Origin of the sequence: Xanthobacter luteus (genome assembly GCF_040049235.1) — a bacterium.
GTDB lineage: Bacteria > Pseudomonadota > Alphaproteobacteria > Rhizobiales > Xanthobacteraceae > Xanthobacter.
This window is the reverse complement of sequence record NZ_JBDZDO010000002.1, coordinates 518,327-537,444: the sequence shown is the minus strand read 5'-3', so window position 1 is coordinate 537,444 and position 19,118 is coordinate 518,327. Positions and strand designations below refer to the sequence as shown.

Genomic DNA, 19,118 nt, shown 5'->3' with positions numbered 1-19,118 from the left:
TCGCCCCGCCGCTCTCCGCCAGCACCTTCGTGATCGCAGCCGTCAGCGAGGTCTTGCCATGGTCAACGTGACCAATGGTGCCGATGTTGCAGTGCGGCTTCGAACGGTTGAACTTCTCTTTGGCCATCGTTCTCTCTCAGTCGCTCGGGGCGCCTGCGCGGCCCGCAAAAAAGCCGCCGTGGGATAGGGGGTTTCGCGTTGGGATGCAAGAGGCGAAGGGCCGCCCGGCCTGCCCGCAGAAGCGCTCCCCCGGCACAAGCGCTTAACCCGGAGGGTGGAGCGGGTGAAGGGAATCGAACCCTCGTATTCAGCTTGGAAGGCTGCTGCTCTACCATTGAGCTACACCCGCACGGCGTTAGCGCTTATCACGGCCGCGTCGGACAAGGAAGGCCTCGCGCATCCGCCCGCCAGCGCGCGCGCGGCCGTCAATTGGCATTGGGACGGGGCGCGCCGAGGGGGGATTCCAGGCCCGCGGCCCGGGTCGGCGTGGGCAGCGCGTCGCGCGGGATCCTGGCAAACAGCCAGCGCGCCCCCGTGGCGCTCAGGTGGTGGGAGTCGCGATAGAGCAATTCCGAACCGTTGAATGCGCTGCATCGTTTCTCGTCGCACAGCAGCGTGTCGGGGAAGACCACGGTGACGTCGGGGTTCTCCCGGGCGACCTCGGCCAGGATGGCGCGCGCCGGGCCCACGGTCGCGGCGAATTCCTCGCGGCTGATGACGCTGCATTCCTGCGCGCTCACGCCGAGGAAGTCCTTTCGGACCAGGCAGCCCGTCACCTGATGCTTGAATTCCGGCACCTCGCCGAAGAGCACCACCTGCCGCCCCATCGCGCGCAGCTTGCGAACGGTCTCGTTGAGCGCCGCCTTCAGCACCCGGCGCGAATTTTCCGCGGAAAGCTCGTCGCTCCGGGCGTCGATGAGGTAATTGATGTCGGCGCCGAAATTGCTTTGGCCGAGCCAGTCGGACCAGCGCCCGGCGATATAGACGGTGCTCACGTCCTTCACCGCGGCCAGCTCGGCCATCACGCGGATGTTGAAGGCTTCGCAGCGGCTGCCGCGGCTGCGCTGGCGCGGGGAATAGCCGGTGGCGCCGATGAGCGGCGGGCACCCGGCCTTGCTCACCTGGCGCAAGGGCACGTCCTGGCCGAGATAGGCCCTGAGCCCGGGCGTCAGTGCATCGGCGTGGGAATCCCCCCAGATGAGCGCGTGATAGGGCGCCGAAGACGGTCCGCTTTCAAGAATGCAGCGATCGGCCGGGGGCAGACGCACCGTCTCCTTCAGTGAAAATCCCTGATTGTTCAAGCAGTAGCGTGTAAGCGGATTGCCCTTTTCCTGGGCCATCAGTTCCCGGGAGGCGGGCGACATGCGCCCCGCGAACCCGTTGTTGCCGACGATGGCATAGCCCACGCCGATGGCCAGGAGCATGACGCAGGCCGTCCCCAGATACCGCATCCGCAGGCTGGGAAAAAGCGCGCCCCGCCGGAACGGCGCCTCGACGAAATGCAGCGAGAAGGCCGCCAAGGCGACGGACAGCGCGATCAGAACCAGCGTCGGCACCCAACCCATGTCGCTGCCGAAATAGAGATACCCGAACACCAGCAGCGGCCAGTGCCACAGATAGAGGGAATAGGAAATTCGTCCCACATAGACGAGCGCGGGGTTGGACAACAGCGTCTTGACGGTGCCGCCGGCGCCCGACATGCCGGCATAGATGATCAGCGCCGAGCCCAGCACCGGCGGCAGCGCGGTGATGCCGGGAAAGGTCGTCTGCGACGTATAGAGCCCCATCGGCACGACGAGCAGAACAAGCCCGAGCCATGCGACCCATGGGGCGTGGCGGGAAGGGAGCGGCCGCAGCACGGGCAGAGCCAGGAGCGAGCCGGCCAGCAGCTCCCAGGCGCGCGTGGGCAGCATGTAGAAGGTCAGGCGGGGAACCTCCTGGGCGCCCCACCAGGACGCGGCGAGCGAGACCGCCGCCACGGCCGCGAGCGCCACGAAGACCGCCCGCGCCTTCAGGAAGCGCATGGCCACGATCAGGAAGATCGGAAAAAAGATGTAGAACTGCTCTTCGACCGCAAGCGACCAGGTGTGCAGGAGCGGGAGCGGCCGTTCGCCGTCGGAAAAATAGTCGACGCTACCCCAGAAATAGATATTGGAGGCAAATAGCGTTGTCGCAATGACACTTCGCCCATAATCAATCAGATCGGCGGCCGGAAACAGTGCAAAGGCCAAGCCGGTGACGCAAAAAATCATGAAGAACAAAGCTGGTATGATGCGCCGGATTCGCCGATCATAGAATTTTATGATCGAAAAATTGTTATCAACTATCTCACTGTAAATGATATTTGTAATCAAGAAGCCCGAAATCACGAAAAATACATCGACACCGACGAATCCGCCGGTGACGATCCCCCCATGAAACAAGACGACTGGAAGGATGGCCAAGGCTCGCAGGCCATCGATATCAGCGCGATACTTCATCGACTCCCCCGCCTGGTGAACATCCGCAGCGCTCCCCCCTCCCGGCAGACCGGGCCGGAGGGCATCAAGAATAGGCACACCAAGCTAGCACAGCTGGCTGCGTTGCAGCGCGGTAGGAGGCCGAAATGTTTGACCATTTTTACCTCGGGCCCGGCACCGGTGCGATCGCGAAGCGGCTGGCGCCAGCGCGTGAGGCGGCCGCTCAATCGAGCGGGGGCAAGGCCAAGGCCGTGGAGCACGCGCAGCACCTGGTGTATACTGAATTGTTGGTCGCTTTAAGCTGGATCACACCTGCCCTTTGGCGTGTTCATCTGTCTTGCCGTGTTCGCCGCCGGCCTTGCGTCCCCGGCCTTGCCTCCCCGGCCTTGCGCTAGGTTCGGCGCCGGCCCGGAAGACCTGGACATGCGGCGCTCCCGGCATGATATCGGGCTCCTATGACGGCGGCAGCGCGGCCTATCCCAGCTCGAGGGATTTTCCTTTGGCGGCCCGCACGGCGTGACGCGCAACGCGGCGGGTTCCATCGCCACCGGCACCACGGCGAACGGAACGAAATTCACCTGCGAAACGTCGTCGGCCGGATGTCGCAACGCGCATGCGCGGGGCGCCGGCCGCGCCGCCGCGGAGCGGCGTCCGCTTTGGCCCGCCGGCGGGCCAAAGCGTGCCCGGATCGGTGGCGGCACGGCGCCGCGCGGCTGCCGGGTCGAACGACGGGTGGTGGAGGGGGTTGGATTCGAACCAACGTAGGCAGAGCCAACGGATTTACAGTCCGTCCCCTTTAACCACTCGGGCACCCCTCCAAACGACGCCCGTCGTCCTCATGTCCTCCCCCGCGGGAGGAGGCCTGTCAGCCTGGCCGGTGATGGGAATTGCGCCATCGAGCCACGCGCGGCGGCGGGCGCAAGGCCCGGAACCGCGCCGAGGAGCGGCTTTATGTGAAACCGGGCGGCCCAAGTCAACCGGAAAAGTCGGCCGCGCCCGGACCCCGCTCCGCGGTGTGGACGACGCCGGAAACGGCGCCGGCCGGCGCTCGCATCCACCGGCCGGCCGCCGCGGGCGCGCACTGCGCCCTTGCGCCGGCGGCCCGGCTCTGACAAAGCCTCGCTCATGAGCGAACGCCCGCCCCGCGAGCCGCGCCGTCCCGGCGCCCGGCCCCCTTTCCCCGGCCGTCCCGGCGCCCGGCCGGCCTTTCCGCCGCGCCGCCCCAAAGGCGGGCGCCCGCCGCCCTGGGAGGGCGCGGACGACGTCGCGCTGCTCTATGGCTGGCACACGGTCGCCGAGGCGCTCGGCAATCCCAAGCGGCGCTTCCGGCGCATCCTCGCCACCGAGAACGCCATCAACCGGCTCGCCGAGGAGGGCCTCGCGCTGCCGCTCGCGCCCGAAATGGTGCGCCCCTCCGAGATCGACAAGCTCTTGGGGCCGGACGCGGTGCACCAGGGCCTGCTGGCCGAGGCCGACCACCTGCCCTCCCCGCCGCTCGCGAAGGTGGCGCAGGCGGAGCTCGTTCTGGTGCTCGACCAGATCACCGACCCGCACAATGTGGGCGCCATCGTGCGCTCGGCGGCGGCGTTCGCGGTGGGCGCCATCGTCACCACCGCCCGCCACAGCCCGCCCGCCACCGGCGTGCTGGCGAAGAGCGCCTCCGGCGGCCTCGAGCATGTGCCCTTCTGCCTGGTGCAGAACCTGGCGCGCGCGCTCGCCGAGCTCAAGGACAACGGCATGCTGGTGGTCGGCCTCGACAGCGCCGGCCCCGCCGACCTCGAGGACACGCCCCTGCGGGCGCCGCTCGCTTTGGTCCTCGGGGCGGAGGGCAAGGGCCTGCGGCAGCTCACCCGCGAGACCTGCGACGTGCTGGCGCGCATCGATCTGCCGGGCGCCATCAAGAGCCTCAACGTGTCGAACGCGGCGGCGCTCTCGCTCGGCATGGCGCGCCGCGCCCTCAAGCGTAAGTGACGCTTGGGAAAGGAAAAAACCGGGCGTATGCGTCCTTTCACGTAAGACCAATTGCCAATCGCCAGGACCGGCGAGCTCCGTCAATGTGACCGCAACGCACCCTGAGGCGAGACTCGTCCGCCGGGTGCCGGATCTGCCGAACCGGGCTTGAAGACCCGGCGCCGGTCAGACCTCGGAGGACACGCCAAGAACGCCGCGCCCGACATGCGCGCGTATTTTCTGGACATCCAAAGAGGCCGTCGGACGGCAGGGTTGCGGGAACGGGACGCGCACCGGCGGAGCCTTCGCCCGCCGCGCGGCCATCCCTGACTTTGAGATTGAAGCCGACCGGCGCCGGGCCGGGCATCGGAGCGCGGTTGCGCGCCTCCGACATGCTCCCGCGTGCCAGTTCGGCCATCAGCTTTGCGAGCGGACGTCCCCATCGGGGGCGACGGGCGGTGGCCTATGCCTCGCGCGTCCCGCTCGCGCCGTTCCAGCATTCGGGGGCTGCACCCGGAATGCGTCAGGGCTCAAGTCTGGAGGAAACGTGACATGAGTGTGGCATCAACCGTAGCGGCTGCTCCCGCGAGCCGTCCCATGAGCCGGGAGGAGAAGAAGGTCATCTTCGCGTCCTCGCTCGGCACCGTCTTCGAGTGGTACGACTTCTATCTCTACGGCTCGCTCGCCGCGATCATTGGCGCGCAGTTCTTCTCGGCCTATCCCCCGGCGACCCGCGACATCTTCGCGTTGCTGGCCTTCGCCGCCGGCTTCCTGGTGCGCCCGTTCGGCGCCATCGTGTTCGGCCGCGTCGGCGACCTGGTCGGCCGCAAGTACACCTTCCTCATCACCATCCTCATCATGGGCCTGTCGACCTTCATCGTCGGCATCCTGCCCAACGCCGCCACCATCGGCATCGCCGCCCCGATCATCCTGATCGCCCTGCGCCTCGCCCAGGGCCTCGCGCTCGGCGGCGAGTATGGCGGCGCGGCGACCTATGTGGCGGAGCACGCGCCGCACGGCCGGCGCGGCTTCTACACCTCCTGGATCCAGACCACGGCGACGCTCGGCCTGTTCCTGTCGCTGATCATCATCCTCTTCACCCGCACCGTCACGGGCGAGGCCGCGTTCGCCGACTGGGGCTGGCGGGTGCCGTTCCTGGTCTCCATCGCGCTGCTCGGCGTGTCCGTCTGGATCCGTCTGCAGCTTTCGGAATCGCCCACGTTCCAGAAGATGAAGGACGAGGGCACCACCTCGAAGGCGCCGCTGAAGGAGGCCTTCGGCAAGTGGGCGAACCTGAAGTTCGTGCTGCTCGCTCTGTTCGGCCTCGTCGCGGGCCAGGGCGTGGTGTGGTACACGGGCCAGTTCTATGCCCTGTTCTTCCTGCAATCGATCCTCAAGGTCGACGGCTACACCTCGAACCTGCTGATCGCCTGGTCGCTGGTGTTCGGCACGGGCTTCTTCGTGTTCTTCGGCTGGCTGTCCGACAAGATCGGCCGCAAGCCCATCATCCTCGCCGGCTGCCTGATCGCCGCCGCGAGCTACTTCCCGCTGTTCAACATGATCACCACCTTCGCGAACCCGGCGCTCGAGAAGGCGATCCAGAACGTGCGGGTCACGGTGGTGTCCGACCCCGCCAATTGCGGCAGCCTGTTCAACCCGGTCGGCACGCGCGTCTACACCCAGCCCTGCGACGTCGCCCGTGACTTCCTCGCGAAGTCCTCGGTGAAGTACTCCACCACGGCCGGCGCCGCCGGCTCGCCGGTGCAGGTGAAGATCAACGACACCGCGATCCCCTATGCCGGGGCCGACACAAACAAGACCGTCACGGCGGCCTTGCAGGCGGCGGGCTATCCCAGCGCCGCCACCAACAAGGACGTGATCAAGATGGCGCACCCGTTCGACATCTTCCAGCCGCGGGTGGCGACGGTGATCGGACTGCTGTTCATCCTGGTCCTGTTCGTGACCATGGTGTACGGGCCGATCGCGGCGGCGCTGGTGGAACTGTTCCCGGCCAGCATCCGCTACACCTCCATGTCGCTGCCCTACCATATCGGCAACGGCTGGTTCGGCGGCCTGCTGCCGGCCACCTCCTTCGCCATGGTGGCGGCCACCGGCGACATCTATTTCGGCCTCTGGTACCCGATCGTGATCGCCCTCATGACCTTCGTCATCGGCCTTCTGTTCGTGCCGGAGACCAAGGATCGCAACATCGATCACTGGCACTGAGGCGCCGGCGGCCCGCTTGCGGGCCGCCCGGACCCCCAGGCCGGCCCCGTCCCCCGCGCGGGGCCGTCAATTCCCCCAAAGGTCCCGGCCCCGCCTCACGGCGGGGCCGCTTTCGTTCCGGGCGCTGGCGCGGCGGCGGCTTGACGCCCGCGCCCGCCTGGAGGAATAAGGCGCGCCCGCCGGCCGCAGGCGCCGCCCGCCGTTGAGGGGCATTGGCAAGCGCGCGCCATTGCGGTCGAATGCGGGCAGGGCCGGGTTAGCACAGCGGTAGTGCAGCGGTTTTGTAAACCGAAGGTCGGGGGTTCGATCCCCTCACCCGGCACCATTTTAGGTCGAAGGGGCCTCGACTGATGCCCGCAAGGTTTTGGAAAAACTCAATTTCCCCTCGTGCATCGTCGGCTGACGGTGCGGGCTGCGCGGCGCCCGATCAGCGCGAGCACCCGGAACGCCGCCTGCCTGCTTGGGTGAGGAAGTCCACAAGCCGCTGGTTGAAGGCCGCTGGCCTGTCCAGCACTGCCAGATGGCCCGCGCCCGGCATCACCTCGAAGGCCCCTTGCGGCAGGCACGCCGACAGACGCCGACCGACCTCCTCCGGCGCCCGCCGGTCCTCCTGTCCCGTCAGGACCAGAGCCGGGACGTCCAGGGTCGGCAGCAGGGCTGAGACGTCGGCGGTGAGGATCGCCTCGAGAGTATCGAGATAGTCGGCAGCCGACATGCCCGCAATGGCATTCGCCACCAAAGCGCGGGCGGCCTCGGGACTGTCCGGGAGCACGGTATCGGCGGCATAGGCCGCGCCGAACGCCGCCATGGCGGTGCCGGCGAGCAGCGCGCGCGTTGCGGCGAGCCGCGGCGGGCCGGCGGCGCCGACGCCGGCATAGGCGCCGGTCAGGAACAAGGAGGCCACGCGATCCGGCACGGCGGCAGCGAGCGTCACCGCCATCAGCCCGCCCATGGAGATTCCCACCACATGGAAACGCTCATGGCCGAGTTGGTCCATGAGGGCGCGGCCATCCTGCGCCACCGCCGCCACGGAAAAGCCGCCGCGATTGGTGCTGCCGCCGTGGCCGCGGCAGTCCATGGCGACCAGGCTGAATTGTCCCAAGAGGGCGGCGAACGTGCTGGCCCACAGCCCCGAATGGGTGCCGAGGCTATGGATCAGCAGCACCGCCGGACCTTCTCCAGTGCGGCGGAAGGCGATGCGCTCGCCATTCACTTCGACACATTCGGCCGCCATGGCTCAGGCCTCCCGCGAGGAGAGCACACACGCCAGCAGGTTTGCGGCGAGATCGCGCCTGGGCTGCGGACCAAGATCCGGGGCAGCGCGCAGATAGTCCTTCACCGCCACCAGGGCCGCCCGCGAGCGCGATGCGAGCGTCCCGAGGAGCGGCCGCGCACCGGCGACCGCATCGCCCTCCACCACCCGGCTCACGAGGCCGATGTCCCGCGCGGTCGCCGCGTCGATCTCCTCGAGGCTCAGCACAAGGTATGACAGCGCCTTGGTCGGCACGCGCCGTAGAAGCGCCGAGAGCGCAAGGGTGGGCGGCAGATCCTTCTCCATCTCCGGCAGAGCGAACCGCGCCGAGGCGCAGGCGATGGTGACGTCGCAGGCTCCGGCGAGCGCCGCGCCAAGCCCGCGGGCGGCGCCGTTCACGCTCGCCACCACCGGCACCGGACAGGCGGCGATGGCATCGTAGAGCAACAGGATCGGCGCGATGAGCCGCTCGCGCACGTCGAGCGCTGTCGCTGTCTGCGGACTGCCAGAAGGATCACGGCCGCGGCAGAAGTCCGCGCCGGCTCCGTAGAGGTGGACGGCCTTCGCGTCCGCCGGCACGGCGCGCACCGCGGCCGTCAGCGCCGCGACCATGTCGAGGGTGAGCAGATTGCCCCGCTCCGCTCGGTCGATGACGATGCGCGCAACCGCGCCGTCCAGGCTGGTCAGGATGGCGGCGGCGCTCATGCGGCACCCGTCCGGCTCGGAGCGGCCTGCCCGGCGCCGGCGCCGCGGCGTCCGATCACGCCCTCGGCGCGCAGCGCGGCGATGCGCTCGGCCGGAAGCTTGAGCAGGCGGGCGAGCACGTCTTCCTCATCGGCGCCGAGGCGCGGAGGGAAATGAGGCGCGGGCTCGACCTCGTCGAGGAACTTGACCGGGTTGCCGGCGACACGAAGCGCCTCGCCATCCGGTCCTTGGGCTTCGACCACCATCCGGCGATGACGCACATGCGGGTCCGAGAGGCTCCTATCCAGGGTATTGACGGCTGCCGCGGGAATTTCGGCTGCCACCAAGGCGTCCACCCATTCCGTCGCCGGTCGCGAGCGGAACACCGCCTCCACGATCTCCCACAAGGCCAGGCGGTTCTCGTAGCGCCTGGCATTCACCGAAAAGCGCGGATCGTCCGCAAGCTCCGGCCGGCCGAGGACGCCGCAGAGTGCCTGCCACATGCGCTCGGTGTTGGCGGTGATCACCACGTCCGCCCCGTCGGCGCAGGCGAAGGCGCGATAAGTGGGGATGGAATCGTGCCCTCTGCCCTGGCGCCCCGGCACATGACCGGAGGCGAGGAAATAGGCGGCCTGATAGCTCAGCATGGCGATCTGGCAATCGAGCATGGCGACGTCCACCGCCCGGCCCCGGCCGCTGCGGTCGCGGTCGGCGAGCGCGGCGAGGATGCCGATCACGCCGTACATGCCGGCGGCGATGTCGCCGAGCGGGATGCCGGAGCGCACCGAGGGGCCGTCTTCGTCGCCGGTCAGCGACATGCCGCCGGACATGGCCTGGACGATCATGTCGTAGGCCGGTCGGTCCCGGTAGGGACCGTCCTGGCCGAAGCCGCTGATGGAGCACCAGACGAGGTCCGGCTTCTCGGCCGAGAGCTTGGCGTACGACAGCCCCAGGCGATCGAGGACGCCGGGGCGGAAATTCTCCACCACCACGTCGCAGGCGCGGGCGAGATCGCGCACCAGCGCCCGGCCGGCCTCGGACTTCAGGTCCACCGCGAGGCTCTTCTTGTTGCGGTTGACGCTGAGATAATAGGCGCTGTCCTCACCCACGAAATAAGGCGGCAGGCGGCGCGTCATGTCGCCCTCCGGCGCCTCCACCTTGATGACCTCGGCGCCGAGGTCGCCGAGAATCTGGGTGGCGTAGGGCCCGGACAGGAACTGGGTGAGGTCGAGCACCTTCAGGTGCCGCAGCGGGCCGCCGTCCTGCGGGCCGGCGGGAAGGATGGCGGCGGGTGCGTTCATGCGGATCTGGCCTGGTTCGGGAGGGAGAGCGGATCGGGGGCGCCCAGCGCCCGCGAGAGCGCCTCGGCGTGGCGGCGCACCAGCGCGGCAAGCTTTGCCTCGTCGGCCTCGCCGATGCGCTGCTCGGGAACAGTGACGCCGAGGCTGCCGATGACGGCGCCGCTGGCGCCGAACACCGGAGCGCTGATGCCCACCGCGCCAGCGATCTTCTGTCCGTGGGTCAGCGCGTAGCCCTGGCGGCGCACCTCTGCGAGCTCTGCTTCGAGCGCGGCGAAGGACGGCACCTTCTGCCCGCTGGCCGGCGCCACGCCGGTCACCTCAAACAGGCGCTTGCGCTCCTCCTCGGGCAGAAACGCCAGAATGGAGCGTCCGCTCGCCCCCCACGCGACCGGCAGCGGCGTATTGAGCGCCAGCTGGTAGCGCAGCAGCTGGCTGGAATCGCACTTCTCGGCGAACACCATGTGGCCTTCCGCCGGCTGGTACAGGCTCAGCACGCAGGTCTCGTCGCACGCGTCCACCACCTGCTGGAGGAACGGCCGCGCCAGGCTGCGCACGTCGAGATGGGTCTGAACCAGCGCCGAGAGGCGGAAATATTCCGGGCCCACCCGGTAGCTGCGCCGCGCCGCATTGCGCTCCACCAGCCCCTCGCGGGCGAGCAGGTCCAGCATGCGGTGGCAGGTGCTCGGGACGAGGCCCAGCGCCGCGGAGAGATCCTTGATGGTGGTCTCGCCCCGCTCGGCCATGTGGCGCAGGATCTCCACCACGCGCTGGACCGTACCCAGACTTTCGCCCTTGGCGCTCATGATGCCCTCTTGTAGGCGCCCGCCGCCGTCAGCGCCTCGACGATGCGCTCCGGCGTGAGCGGCGTTTCCGAAAAGCGAATGCCGTACGGCGAAAGCGCGTCCTCGATGGCGGCGACGATGGCCGCCGCAGCCGGGATCGTGCCGCCCTCCCCGGCGCCCTTCACCCCCAGCGGGTTCAATGGCGAGGGGCTCTCCACATGGGTGATCCGGCAGGTGGGCACGTCGGTCGCCATGGGCATGAGGTAGTCCGCGAACGTGGTCGTCACGGGCTGCGCGTTCTCGTCGTACTTCATGAATTCCATCAACGCGTTGCCGATGCCGTGGGCGACCCCGCCCTGCACCTGCCCGTCGACGATGAGCGGGTTGATGAGGTTGCCGCTGTCGTGCGCCACGCAATAGGTCAGGAGCCGCACGCCGCCGGTCATGATGTCCACCTCCGCCTCCACCACGTGGGTGCCGCTGCAATAGGAAGCCTGGGGCGGGGTGAAATAGGCGGTGTGCTCCAGCCCCGGCGCATCGCCGGCGGCCATGGAGAAGCCCGGCATGCCCTGGGAGAGCCGCGCCAGGTCGCCGAAGCCGACCTCGGGCCGGTTGCCGCTTTGAGCGACGGCCTTGCCGTCCTCGATGGCAACCTCCGCCTCCGGCACGCCGAGCGCGCGGGCGGCGAGTTGCACCACGCGGGCCCGCACCACCTCGGCCGCCATCGCTGCGGAAGAGCCCGCATTCACCGCCTGCCGGCTCGCGAAGGCGCCCACGCCGTTGGCGATGGCGGCGGTGTCGCCGATGCTCATCTCGATGTCCTCGATGCGGCAGCCGAGCCGGTCGGCGACGATCTGGGACAAGGTGGTGCGGGTGCCCTGGCCCTGATTGGTGGCGCCGGTGGCGACCAGCACCTTGCCATTCTGCTGCACCCGCACGGTCACGCCCTCGAACGGGCCCAGGCCGGTGCCTTCCACGTAGTTGGCAAGGCCGATGCCTATATAGCGGCCGGCCTTCAGCGCCGCCGCCTTGCGCGCCGCAAAGCCCGCATGATCGGCGAGCGCCAGCGCCTCGGCCTGGGCCTTCGGATAGTCGCCGCTGTCATAGATCAGCGGCTTGCCGTCGCGAAAGATCAGGCCCACCGCATAGGGCATCTGCTCGGGCTGGATGAAGTTGCGCCGACGCACCTCGGCCGGGTCGAGGCCGAGGCCCTGCGCGACCCGGTCCATGAGGCGCTCCATGGCGAACACCGCCTGGGGCCGGCCGGCGCCGCGCACCGGGGTGGTGGCCACCTTGTTGGTGAGCGCCACCTTCACGTCGAGCCGGTAGGCCGGCAGAACATAGGGCCCCGGCACGGTGGCGGAGGCGATGTAGGGCATGATCACGCCCCATGGCACGAAGGCGCCGGTATCGTGGATCAAGCTTCCGCGCACGCCGCGGATCCTGCCGTCCGCCTCGACGGCGATCTCCACGTCCCAGTGCTGGTCGCGCTCCTGGGTGGCGGCGAGGAAATGCTCGCGCCGGTCCTCGATCCACTTCACGGGCACGCCCAGCGTCAGCGCCGCGGCGGCGATCACCGCCTCCTCGGCGTAGAAGATCGCCTTCGGCCCGAAGCCGCCGCCCACATCGGGCGCGATGACGCGGATCCTCTCCGGGCTGCGGCCGAGCAGGTCCGCGATCATGCGCCGACCGATATGGGGGGTCTGGGTGGCCGACCAGACCGTGAGCAGGTCGGTGGGCCGGTCGTGGTGGGCGACGACGCCGCGCGTTTCCAGCGCCATGCCCCCGCCCCGGTGCTGGAACAGGCTCTCCCTGAACACATGCGGCGCTCCGGCGAAGGCCGCCTCCACGTCGCCGAAGGATTGGCGGAAGGCCGAGGCGAGGTTGTCCGGCAGGTCCCGGTGCGCCGTCGGCGCGCCCGGCTCCAAGGCGGCGCGGCAATCGCTCACGGCGGGAAGCGGGTCGTAGTCCACGTCCACCATCGCCGCCGCGTCCTCGGCGAGGTACCGGCTCTCGGCGATCACCACCGCCACCGTCTGGCCCACATAGCAGACCTCGTCGCGGGCCAGGCAGTGCTGGGTGCGCAGCGCCGCGATGGCAGCGTTCGGCACCAGCATCGGCATGCGCGCGCCGGCCATGGGCGCGGGCAGGTCGTCGGCCGTCAGCACGGCGACGACCCCCGCCATCTGCCGCGCGGCAGCGGCGTCGATGGACCGGATGAGCGCGTGACCATGGGCCGAGCGCACGAAGCAGGCGTGCACCATCCCCGGGATCTTCACATCGTCCACATAGCGCCCGCGGCCCGTGAGGAGCGCCGGGTCTTCAAGCCGCGTGACGCGGGCGCCGAAATGCTTCACGCCCATGGCTCAGGCCTCCCCTTCGCGCAGGCGCCGCGCCGCGTCGAGGGCGGCGGCGACGATGCCGGAATAGCCGGTGCAGCGGCACAGATTGCCGGTGATGACCTCGCGCACCTCGTCCTCGGTGGGGTCGGGATTGTCGTTCAGCAGTTCGGTGAGCGTGGTGAGCATTCCGGGCGTGCAGAACCCGCACTGGAGTGCGTGATGGCGCTGGAACGCCTCCTGAAGCACGCCGAGCATCCCCGGCGCCGGGCCGAGCCCCTCGATGGTGGTCAGGGCGCGGCCATCCACCTGCACGGCGAAGGTCAGGCACGAGCGCGCGGAGCGGCCGTCGATCAGCACCGTGCAGGCGCCGCACACGCCGTGCTCGCAGCCCACATGGGTGCCCGTCAGGTCCAATGTGTGGCGCAGGAAGTCCGCGAGCGTGAGGCGCGGCTCGATCTCGGCCTGGCGCGGCGCACCGTTCACCTCGACGCTGATCTGTCGTTTGGCGCTCATGGAGTGGTCCTCGCAGCCGCGCGCGCCGCGGCATCGCCAAGCGCGCGCTCGGTCAGCACACGGGCGAGATGGCGCCGGTAATCGACGCTCGCATGGATGTCGGCGAGGGGCTCTATCGCCCCTGCGAGGTCGGCGGCCGCACCGAGGACGGCCGGCTCGGGCGCGCGGCCGACCAGCGCCGCCTCGGCCTCGCGCAGGCGCACCGGCACGACGGCGACGCCCGCAAGCGTCAGCGAGGCACGGACGATCCGCCCGTCTGGCCCGAGCGTCAGCAGCGCGGCGGACGCGACGATGGCGAAGTCTCCGTGGCGCCGGGCAAATTCATGGAAGCCCCAGCCGTGGCCCTGAGGCCAGAGCGGAATCTCGATGGCGGCGAGAATCTCGTCCGGCGCGAGCGCGGTCGTCATGAAATCGAGCCCGAACTGCGCGAACGGCACCCGCCGCACCCCGCGCGCGGAGGCGATCTCGATCACAGCGTCGTGGGCCGCGCACATCATGGGCTGCTCGGAGGCCGGGTCGAAATGGGCGACGCTGCCGCCGAAGGTGCCGCGGTTGCGGGTCTGGCGGTGGCCCACTTGCTTCAGTGCGGCCTTGAGCAGCGGGCAGCGCCGGGCGACCAGGTCCGAGAATTCGAGCTCCCGCTGGCGCGTCATGGCGCCGATACGCAGCGTGTCGCCCGCGAGCGTGATGCCGGCGATCTCGGCGATTCCGCCGAGGTCCACCAGGTGGTCGGCGATCACGTAACGGAAGTTCATCATCGGGCCGAGGGACTGGCCCCCGGCGATGACCTTGGCGTTGTCGAGCCGCGCCAGCAGGCCGGTGGCCTCGGCGAGGCTCTGCGGCGCGTGATAGTCGAACGGTGCGGGTTTCATCGCGCGAACACGTGGATCGAACAGGCGCCGTGATCGAGCCCGGCGATGCCGCCCCCGGTGGCATGGGTGACACCCACCTTGGCGTCCGCCACCTGGTGGGCGCCGGCGCGGCCCTCCAGCTGGCGCGTCACCTCCACCGCCTGAGCGACGCCGGTGGCGCCGATGGGGTGGCCGCGCGACAGCAGGCCGCCCGAGGGATTGACGGGGATGGAGCCGCCCAGGGACGTGGCCCCGCTCTTCATCAGGGAATAGGCCTCGCCCCGCCCGCAGAAGCCGAACGCCTCGTAATACATCAGCTCGGCGATGGTGAAGGCGTCGTGGATCTCGGCCACGTCCACGTCCTCGGGCCCGATGCCGGCCATCTCGAAGGCACCTTCGGCGCCGCGGGCGGTCAGCTCCGGCCACGTCATGTCGCGGAAATGGTCGGTATAAAGGCCCGAGGTCACTTCCGATGCGGCGACGCGCACGGTCTTGCCGTCGAGCCGGCGCGCCACGTCGGCGCTGGCGAGCACCACGGCCGCGGCCCCGTCGCCGGTCGGGCAGCAATGCCAGAGCGTGAACGGCTCGGTCACCGGGCGCGCCGCCATCACCTCTTCGAGGGACACGCGCTTCCTGATCTGGGCGTTGGGGTTCAGCGCGCCATGCGCGTGCGCCTTCACGGCGACTTCAGCGAGCTGAGTCTCGGTGAGGCCGTATTCATGCATGTAGCGCCGGGCGCGCATGGCGTAGAGGGCGGGCATCACCATGCCCTGATTCACCTCCCAGTCCTCGCGCTCCAGAGGCAGCATGCCGCCGCCGAACTTGGTCAGCTTCTCCGCGCCCACCACCACCACCACGTCATGCTGCCCGCTCGCCACCGACAGCCAGCCCAGCGACAGCGCCGAGGACGAGGAGGAGCAGGCGTTCTCCACATTGATGATGGGCATGCCGGAGATGCCGAGCGTCTTCATGATGCGCTGGCCGGCGAGCATGCCGCCGAGGGCGGTGCCGCAGAACACGCCGCCGATCTCCTTCGGCTTCACGCCGGATTCAAGGATCGCCTCGCGCACCACCGGCCAGGCGATCTCCGCCAGCGTCTTGTCAGGGAACTTGCCGAACGGGATGAGCCCCGTGCCGACCACGCGCACCTCGCGCAGAGCGTTGGACGTCATGGGCGCCTCCTCAGGCGGGAACGAAGGTGTAGGTGGAGAGCGGCGCGCCGCCGGCATCGGCACCGACCACGCCAAGCGCGAGGCGCACCCGCTGGCCGATGGCGACTGCGCCCGCAGGCGCGTCGATATGGGCCAGCACCCGCAGCCCGTCCGGCAGGTCCACGTAGCCGAGCACGTAGGGCACGTCCCAGCCCTTGGGCGCCTGGTGCACCACGGAATAGGAATAGAGCTTCCCCTCGCAGGCCAGTTCCACCGGGTCGACATCCAAGGCGAGGCAATCGGTGCAAACGGCCGCGCGGGGGAAGCTCCGGGCGCCGCAGGCGCGGCATTGGCCACCCACGAGGCGCGGCGCGCCGCCCCCCCTCACCTCCACCAGCGCGGGATTGATGAGCTGAAGCGAGTCGGCATCGGCGGTCATGACGCGTTCCTCTGGACCAGCCGCGCAAGGCGGCCGCGAATGTAGGTGAAGAGCAGGGCGAGCACCGACAGACCCTCGGCCGGGCGAGACGGCGCGGGCGAGGCGTTCCGATCGGCCGGCTCGGCCTCGTCAGCAACGGGCCGCTCGGCCGCAAGGCGCGCCGCGAGATTGGCGGCGAACTGATCCACCAGCACCTGGGCCACTCCGGCGATGACGCCCTGGGCGCGGCCATATTGGGCGACGGCGCCGGCGAGGTTCACCTCGGTGGTCACGTCCACCCGCGAACCCGCGCCATCGGGCGACAGGCGGAAGACGACATCGGCCGAAGCGTTGCCCCGGCCTTTCGTCTCGGTGCCGCTGGCCTTGGCGCGGACGCTGCGCGCGGCCTCGTCCACCGCGATGATCTCTGCGCGGCCCTGGAACGCCACGGCGACCGGGCCGAGCTTCAGCTTCATCTGCCCGCGATAGGCCCTCTCCCCCTCGATGGAGGTGAGTTCCGCGCCCGGCATGCAGGGCACCAGCGCGGGGATATCCAGCAGCACCCGCCAGGCCTCTGCCGGCGGCAGGTCCACGCGGAAGGCGTTCTCTATCTTCATCAGGCCGCTCCTCGGCCGTAGCACTGGGCGTAGAGCGCGCGGGCCTCGCCTACGGTGGCGCGGCGCACGCCCGGCTGGTGGATCACGTGGCTGTCGCGCACCTCGCCCTCGGGCATCGCTCCGCCATAAAGGCCGGGGATGGCGGCGGCCGCCATCTCGGCGAGGCGCGCCTCGGGCAATTGCTCCTGCGTAAGGTGGGTCGGCGTGCCGACATCCTCGAACAAGCGGAAGAAGGCGTCGCGGATCGCCGCGACCGTGCCGCGCAGGTCATCGGCGGGCGTGGCCCCGAGGGCGAGCGCGAGCGCGCGCGCCTTCTCCGGTGCCACCGGCGCGTTGAACGCCACCACGCGCGGGATCAGCACCCCGACGCCGATGGTGTGCGGCAGATCGAGCCGCGCCTCCAGTGGCAAAGAGAGCGTATGCGCGAGCCCGAGCCGGGCGTTGCCGCACGCCATGTTGGCCATGGAGGAGGCCAGCAGGTTGTTGGCCCGCGCCGTCTCGTCGTCGGACAGGATCGACCGGCGCATGCTGCCGGCCTGGAGCCGCACGGACTCGAGCGCCAGCGCGTCGGTGAGCGGGGTGGCGAGCGCGGAGAACAGCGCCTCCACCGCATGGGTGAGCGCGTCGACCGCGGAGCCGGCGGCGGCGCGCGGCGGCAGGGTCGCGAGCGTCACCGGATCGAGGATCGCCACGTCGGGGAAGCTCAGCGGGCCGCCGCCCACGAGCTTGCGGTGGGTCGCCTCGTCCTTGACCAGGGTGAACTGGGAGACTTCGGAGCCGGAGCCCGCCGTGGTGGGCGCCATGATCATGGGCAGCGCCTTGTTGCGGAAGTTCGCGACGCCGGTCATGTCGGCGAAGCTCTTGCCGTTCGGCGCGACGATGGCGATGCCCTTGGCGGTGCAGATCACCGAGCCGCCGCCGATGGCGATGACGCCGTCGCGCGCCTCGCTGCGCACGCGCTCCGCCTCGCCATCCACATGGGCGAGACGGGCGTCGATTCCGCAACCCTCGAAGGTCGCCACGTCGAGCCCGGCGGCCCGCAGGCTCGCGAGCGCGCCGTGATAGAAGGCGGTCGCGGCGATGGCGGGATCCGACACCACCATCGCGCGCGTCATGCCGAGGCCGCGCGCGAGCGCGCCGATCTGGCCGAGCGCGCCCGGTCCGTGGACGAGGCGGGTGGGCATGTAGAAGTTTGCGATCATCGAGAAGTCCTGTCTTCGCTTCGCAAGCGGCGGGGGGACGTGCGCCGGCCCCGCCCCGATCGGTGCCGGTGGCCTATTTGTGGGTGGCGACGTATTGCGTCGCGAGGTCGGTGGTGAAATTGGCGCGCACCGCCTCGAGGCCGTAGGGCTTCGCCTTGTTCACCCTGAACAGGCTGGAGGTGAGGGGCGGACGGCGCTTGTCGGGGGCGCCGTAGACGTGGTCGCCGGTGATGCCGCCGAACGACATGGTGGCGATGCCCTCATAGGCCTTTGCGAGACCGGCCTGCGAGAGATCGCCGGCCTTGACCGCCGCCTCCAGCACCTCGGTCGCCGCCTGGGCGGACTTGTAGCCGATGGTGAAGAAGAAATCGGGCTTGGCTTCCGGAGCGTACTTCTTCTGCAGCTCCACCATGCGCGCCATGCCGGGCACGCTCATGTCGCCCCATTCCGGGCCCTCGGAGGCGATCATCAGGTTCTTCGCCATGTAGTCGTAGGCGGGGTTGTCCACCAGCACGCCGGACCAGGTGGGGAACTGGCCGAGCCACAGCGGCGCGAAATTCACGCGCACCGCATTGCCCACCATGCGCACGAACTGGGGCGGGATGGTCGTGACATAGACCAGCTGGCACCCGGCCCCCTTCAGCTGCGCCATCTGGCCGCTGAAATCCTGGTCGGCGGCGGAGAAGCGCACCACGGCGGTGATCTTGAAGCCGAGCTGCTTGGCCGCGAACTCGACACCCTCCAGGCCCGCGGCGCCATAGGGGTCGTCGCGGATCAGGGCACAAACCGCCTTGTCCTTGTAGCCCTGGTTGTTCCAGAGCTCCGCGAGCGCGTTCACCGCCATGATCTGGTAGGGCGAGCCCACCGGCAGGAGCTGGCGCTCCTTGAAGAAGACGTAGTCGTACCCGCCGGCGCCGACCAGCATCTTGTCGTCGTTCACCTGCGGCAGAACGGCGAGCGTGGTGTGGGTGCCGAACAATTGGGCGATCATCACCACGTCATTCTTGATCTTGTTGTAGGCCTGCACGGTGGGCGCCTGCTGGTTCATGTGGTCCTCGACCACCAGCTCCACCTTGTACTTGCCGGCGACGCCGCCCCGCTCCTTGTTGACGTAATCGAACCAGGTGCGGGCGCCGGCCACCACCGGCTGGCCGAGCACGGCGGCCGGCCCGGTGAGCGGCTGGATCAGGCCGAGGCGGATGGTCTTGCCGTCGAAGCCGTTGACCGGCTTCGGCTCGCTCTGGGCGACGGCGGGCGAAGCGGCGAGCGCCGCGGCGAGCGCGCCGACGCAGGCGAGCAGACGGGAAGTCGGGGCCATGGGGTCTCCTCCAGCTTTGTCTTTTTGGTGTCTCGGGTCACGTCTTGAGGGG

16 protein-coding genes and 3 tRNA genes are annotated in these 19,118 nt (G+C 69.5%); 3 read left to right on the top strand and 16 right to left on the bottom strand.

Annotation, left to right across the window (positions count from 1 at the left end; translation table 11 throughout):
* The 4 genes from ABLE88_RS11005 to ABLE88_RS10990 form a co-directional block, all read right to left on the bottom strand.
* Positions 1–127: GTP-binding protein (locus tag ABLE88_RS11005; RefSeq protein ID WP_250152467.1), on the bottom strand; the 127-nt coding region annotated here is incomplete at its 3' end.
* Positions 128–275: 148 nt separating this feature from the next.
* Positions 276–349 (bottom strand) — tRNA-Gly (locus ABLE88_RS11000).
* Positions 350–425: 76 nt separating this feature from the next.
* Positions 426–2,480 carry an acyltransferase family protein gene (locus ABLE88_RS10995; protein ID WP_348831634.1) on the bottom strand — a complete coding sequence of 685 codons (2,055 nt, stop codon included), beginning with the start codon at positions 2,478–2,480 and terminating at the stop codon, positions 426–428.
* A 712-nt stretch (positions 2,481–3,192) separates the two neighbouring features.
* Positions 3,193–3,277, bottom strand: a tRNA-Tyr gene (locus ABLE88_RS10990).
* Positions 3,278–3,584: 307 nt separating this feature from the next.
* Here ABLE88_RS10990 and ABLE88_RS10985 point away from each other — a divergent pair.
* From ABLE88_RS10985 to ABLE88_RS10975, 3 genes are all read left to right on the top strand, one after another.
* Positions 3,585–4,430 carry a TrmH family RNA methyltransferase gene (locus ABLE88_RS10985; protein ID WP_348831632.1) on the top strand — a complete coding sequence of 282 codons (846 nt, stop codon included), beginning with the start codon at positions 3,585–3,587 and terminating at the stop codon, positions 4,428–4,430.
* A 531-nt stretch (positions 4,431–4,961) separates the two neighbouring features.
* Positions 4,962–6,635: an MFS transporter gene (locus tag ABLE88_RS10980; protein ID WP_348831630.1), complete on the top strand. Its 1,674-nt coding sequence runs from the start codon at positions 4,962–4,964 to the stop codon at positions 6,633–6,635.
* A 250-nt stretch (positions 6,636–6,885) separates the two neighbouring features.
* Positions 6,886–6,960, top strand: a tRNA-Thr gene (locus ABLE88_RS10975).
* Between the two features lie 102 nt (positions 6,961–7,062).
* Here ABLE88_RS10975 and ABLE88_RS10970 read toward each other — a convergent pair.
* The 12 genes from ABLE88_RS10970 to ABLE88_RS10915 form a co-directional block, all read right to left on the bottom strand.
* Positions 7,063–7,869: an alpha/beta fold hydrolase gene (locus ABLE88_RS10970; RefSeq protein WP_348831629.1), complete on the bottom strand. Its 807-nt coding sequence runs from the start codon at positions 7,867–7,869 to the stop codon at positions 7,063–7,065.
* A gap of 3 nt (positions 7,870–7,872) precedes the next feature.
* Positions 7,873–8,592, bottom strand: coding sequence for an enoyl-CoA hydratase/isomerase family protein (locus ABLE88_RS10965; protein WP_348831627.1), 720 nt, complete (start codon positions 8,590–8,592; stop codon positions 7,873–7,875).
* Entirely contained in the window at positions 8,589–9,872 is a 1,284-nt protein-coding gene (locus ABLE88_RS10960) for a CaiB/BaiF CoA transferase family protein (RefSeq protein ID WP_348831626.1), read from the bottom strand. Before ABLE88_RS10960 ends, ABLE88_RS10965 begins: the two co-directional genes overlap by 4 nt.
* Positions 9,869–10,675, bottom strand: a complete 807-nt coding sequence (locus ABLE88_RS10955) for an IclR family transcriptional regulator (RefSeq protein ID WP_348831625.1) — start codon at positions 10,673–10,675, stop codon at positions 9,869–9,871. Before ABLE88_RS10955 ends, ABLE88_RS10960 begins: the two co-directional genes overlap by 4 nt.
* On the bottom strand, positions 10,672–13,017 hold the full coding sequence (locus ABLE88_RS10950; protein ID WP_348831623.1) for a molybdopterin cofactor-binding domain-containing protein: 2,346 nt from the start codon (positions 13,015–13,017) through the stop codon (positions 10,672–10,674). The genes ABLE88_RS10955 and ABLE88_RS10950 overlap by 4 nt, the downstream gene beginning before the upstream one ends.
* A 3-nt stretch (positions 13,018–13,020) precedes the next feature.
* A complete protein-coding gene (locus tag ABLE88_RS10945) occupies positions 13,021–13,509 on the bottom strand; it encodes a (2Fe-2S)-binding protein (RefSeq protein WP_348831621.1) in 489 nt (162 codons plus the stop codon).
* Positions 13,506–14,381: an FAD binding domain-containing protein gene (locus tag ABLE88_RS10940; RefSeq protein WP_348831620.1), complete on the bottom strand. Its 876-nt coding sequence runs from the start codon at positions 14,379–14,381 to the stop codon at positions 13,506–13,508. Before ABLE88_RS10940 ends, ABLE88_RS10945 begins: the two co-directional genes overlap by 4 nt.
* Positions 14,378–15,532 (bottom strand): thiolase family protein, encoded by a 1,155-nt coding sequence (locus ABLE88_RS10935; RefSeq protein WP_348831619.1) that lies wholly within the window; start codon positions 15,530–15,532, stop codon positions 14,378–14,380. Before ABLE88_RS10935 ends, ABLE88_RS10940 begins: the two co-directional genes overlap by 4 nt.
* Before the next feature lie 10 nt (positions 15,533–15,542).
* Positions 15,543–15,950, bottom strand: a complete 408-nt coding sequence (locus ABLE88_RS10930) for a Zn-ribbon domain-containing OB-fold protein (RefSeq protein ID WP_348831617.1) — start codon at positions 15,948–15,950, stop codon at positions 15,543–15,545.
* Positions 15,947–16,546, bottom strand: a complete 600-nt coding sequence (locus ABLE88_RS10925; protein WP_348831615.1) for an SRPBCC family protein — start codon at positions 16,544–16,546, stop codon at positions 15,947–15,949. Before ABLE88_RS10925 ends, ABLE88_RS10930 begins: the two co-directional genes overlap by 4 nt.
* Entirely contained in the window at positions 16,546–17,748 is a 1,203-nt protein-coding gene (locus tag ABLE88_RS10920; protein ID WP_348831614.1) for an iron-containing alcohol dehydrogenase, read from the bottom strand. Before ABLE88_RS10920 ends, ABLE88_RS10925 begins: the two co-directional genes overlap by 1 nt.
* Positions 17,749–17,821: 73 nt before the next feature.
* Entirely contained in the window at positions 17,822–19,066 is a 1,245-nt protein-coding gene (locus tag ABLE88_RS10915) for an ABC transporter substrate-binding protein (protein WP_348831612.1), read from the bottom strand.
* Positions 19,067–19,118: the final 52 nt, after the last annotated feature.

Excerpts from the sequence above, each read along its gene's own strand:
- ABLE88_RS10920 (WP_348831614.1), bottom strand. The coding sequence starts at position 17,748 with ATGATCGCAAACTTCTACATGCCCACCCGCCTCGTCCACGGACCGGGC.
- ABLE88_RS10980 (WP_348831630.1), top strand. The coding sequence starts at position 4,962 with ATGAGTGTGGCATCAACCGTAGCGGCTGCTCCCGCGAGCCGTCCCATG.
- ABLE88_RS10925 (WP_348831615.1), bottom strand. The coding sequence starts at position 16,546 with ATGAAGATAGAGAACGCCTTCCGCGTGGACCTGCCGCCGGCAGAGGCC.
- ABLE88_RS10960 (WP_348831626.1), bottom strand. The coding sequence starts at position 9,872 with ATGAACGCACCCGCCGCCATCCTTCCCGCCGGCCCGCAGGACGGCGGC.
- ABLE88_RS10995 (WP_348831634.1), bottom strand. The coding sequence starts at position 2,480 with ATGAAGTATCGCGCTGATATCGATGGCCTGCGAGCCTTGGCCATCCTT.
- ABLE88_RS10955 (WP_348831625.1), bottom strand. The coding sequence starts at position 10,675 with ATGAGCGCCAAGGGCGAAAGTCTGGGTACGGTCCAGCGCGTGGTGGAG.
- ABLE88_RS10915 (WP_348831612.1), bottom strand. The coding sequence starts at position 19,066 with ATGGCCCCGACTTCCCGTCTGCTCGCCTGCGTCGGCGCGCTCGCCGCG.
- ABLE88_RS10930 (WP_348831617.1), bottom strand. The coding sequence starts at position 15,950 with ATGACCGCCGATGCCGACTCGCTTCAGCTCATCAATCCCGCGCTGGTG.
- ABLE88_RS10945 (WP_348831621.1), bottom strand. The coding sequence starts at position 13,509 with ATGAGCGCCAAACGACAGATCAGCGTCGAGGTGAACGGTGCGCCGCGC.
- ABLE88_RS10935 (WP_348831619.1), bottom strand. The coding sequence starts at position 15,532 with ATGACGTCCAACGCTCTGCGCGAGGTGCGCGTGGTCGGCACGGGGCTC.
- ABLE88_RS10965 (WP_348831627.1), bottom strand. The coding sequence starts at position 8,592 with ATGAGCGCCGCCGCCATCCTGACCAGCCTGGACGGCGCGGTTGCGCGC.
- ABLE88_RS10950 (WP_348831623.1), bottom strand. The coding sequence starts at position 13,017 with ATGGGCGTGAAGCATTTCGGCGCCCGCGTCACGCGGCTTGAAGACCCG.
- ABLE88_RS10970 (WP_348831629.1), bottom strand. The coding sequence starts at position 7,869 with ATGGCGGCCGAATGTGTCGAAGTGAATGGCGAGCGCATCGCCTTCCGC.
- ABLE88_RS10985 (WP_348831632.1), top strand. The coding sequence starts at position 3,585 with ATGAGCGAACGCCCGCCCCGCGAGCCGCGCCGTCCCGGCGCCCGGCCC.
- ABLE88_RS10940 (WP_348831620.1), bottom strand. The coding sequence starts at position 14,381 with ATGAAACCCGCACCGTTCGACTATCACGCGCCGCAGAGCCTCGCCGAG.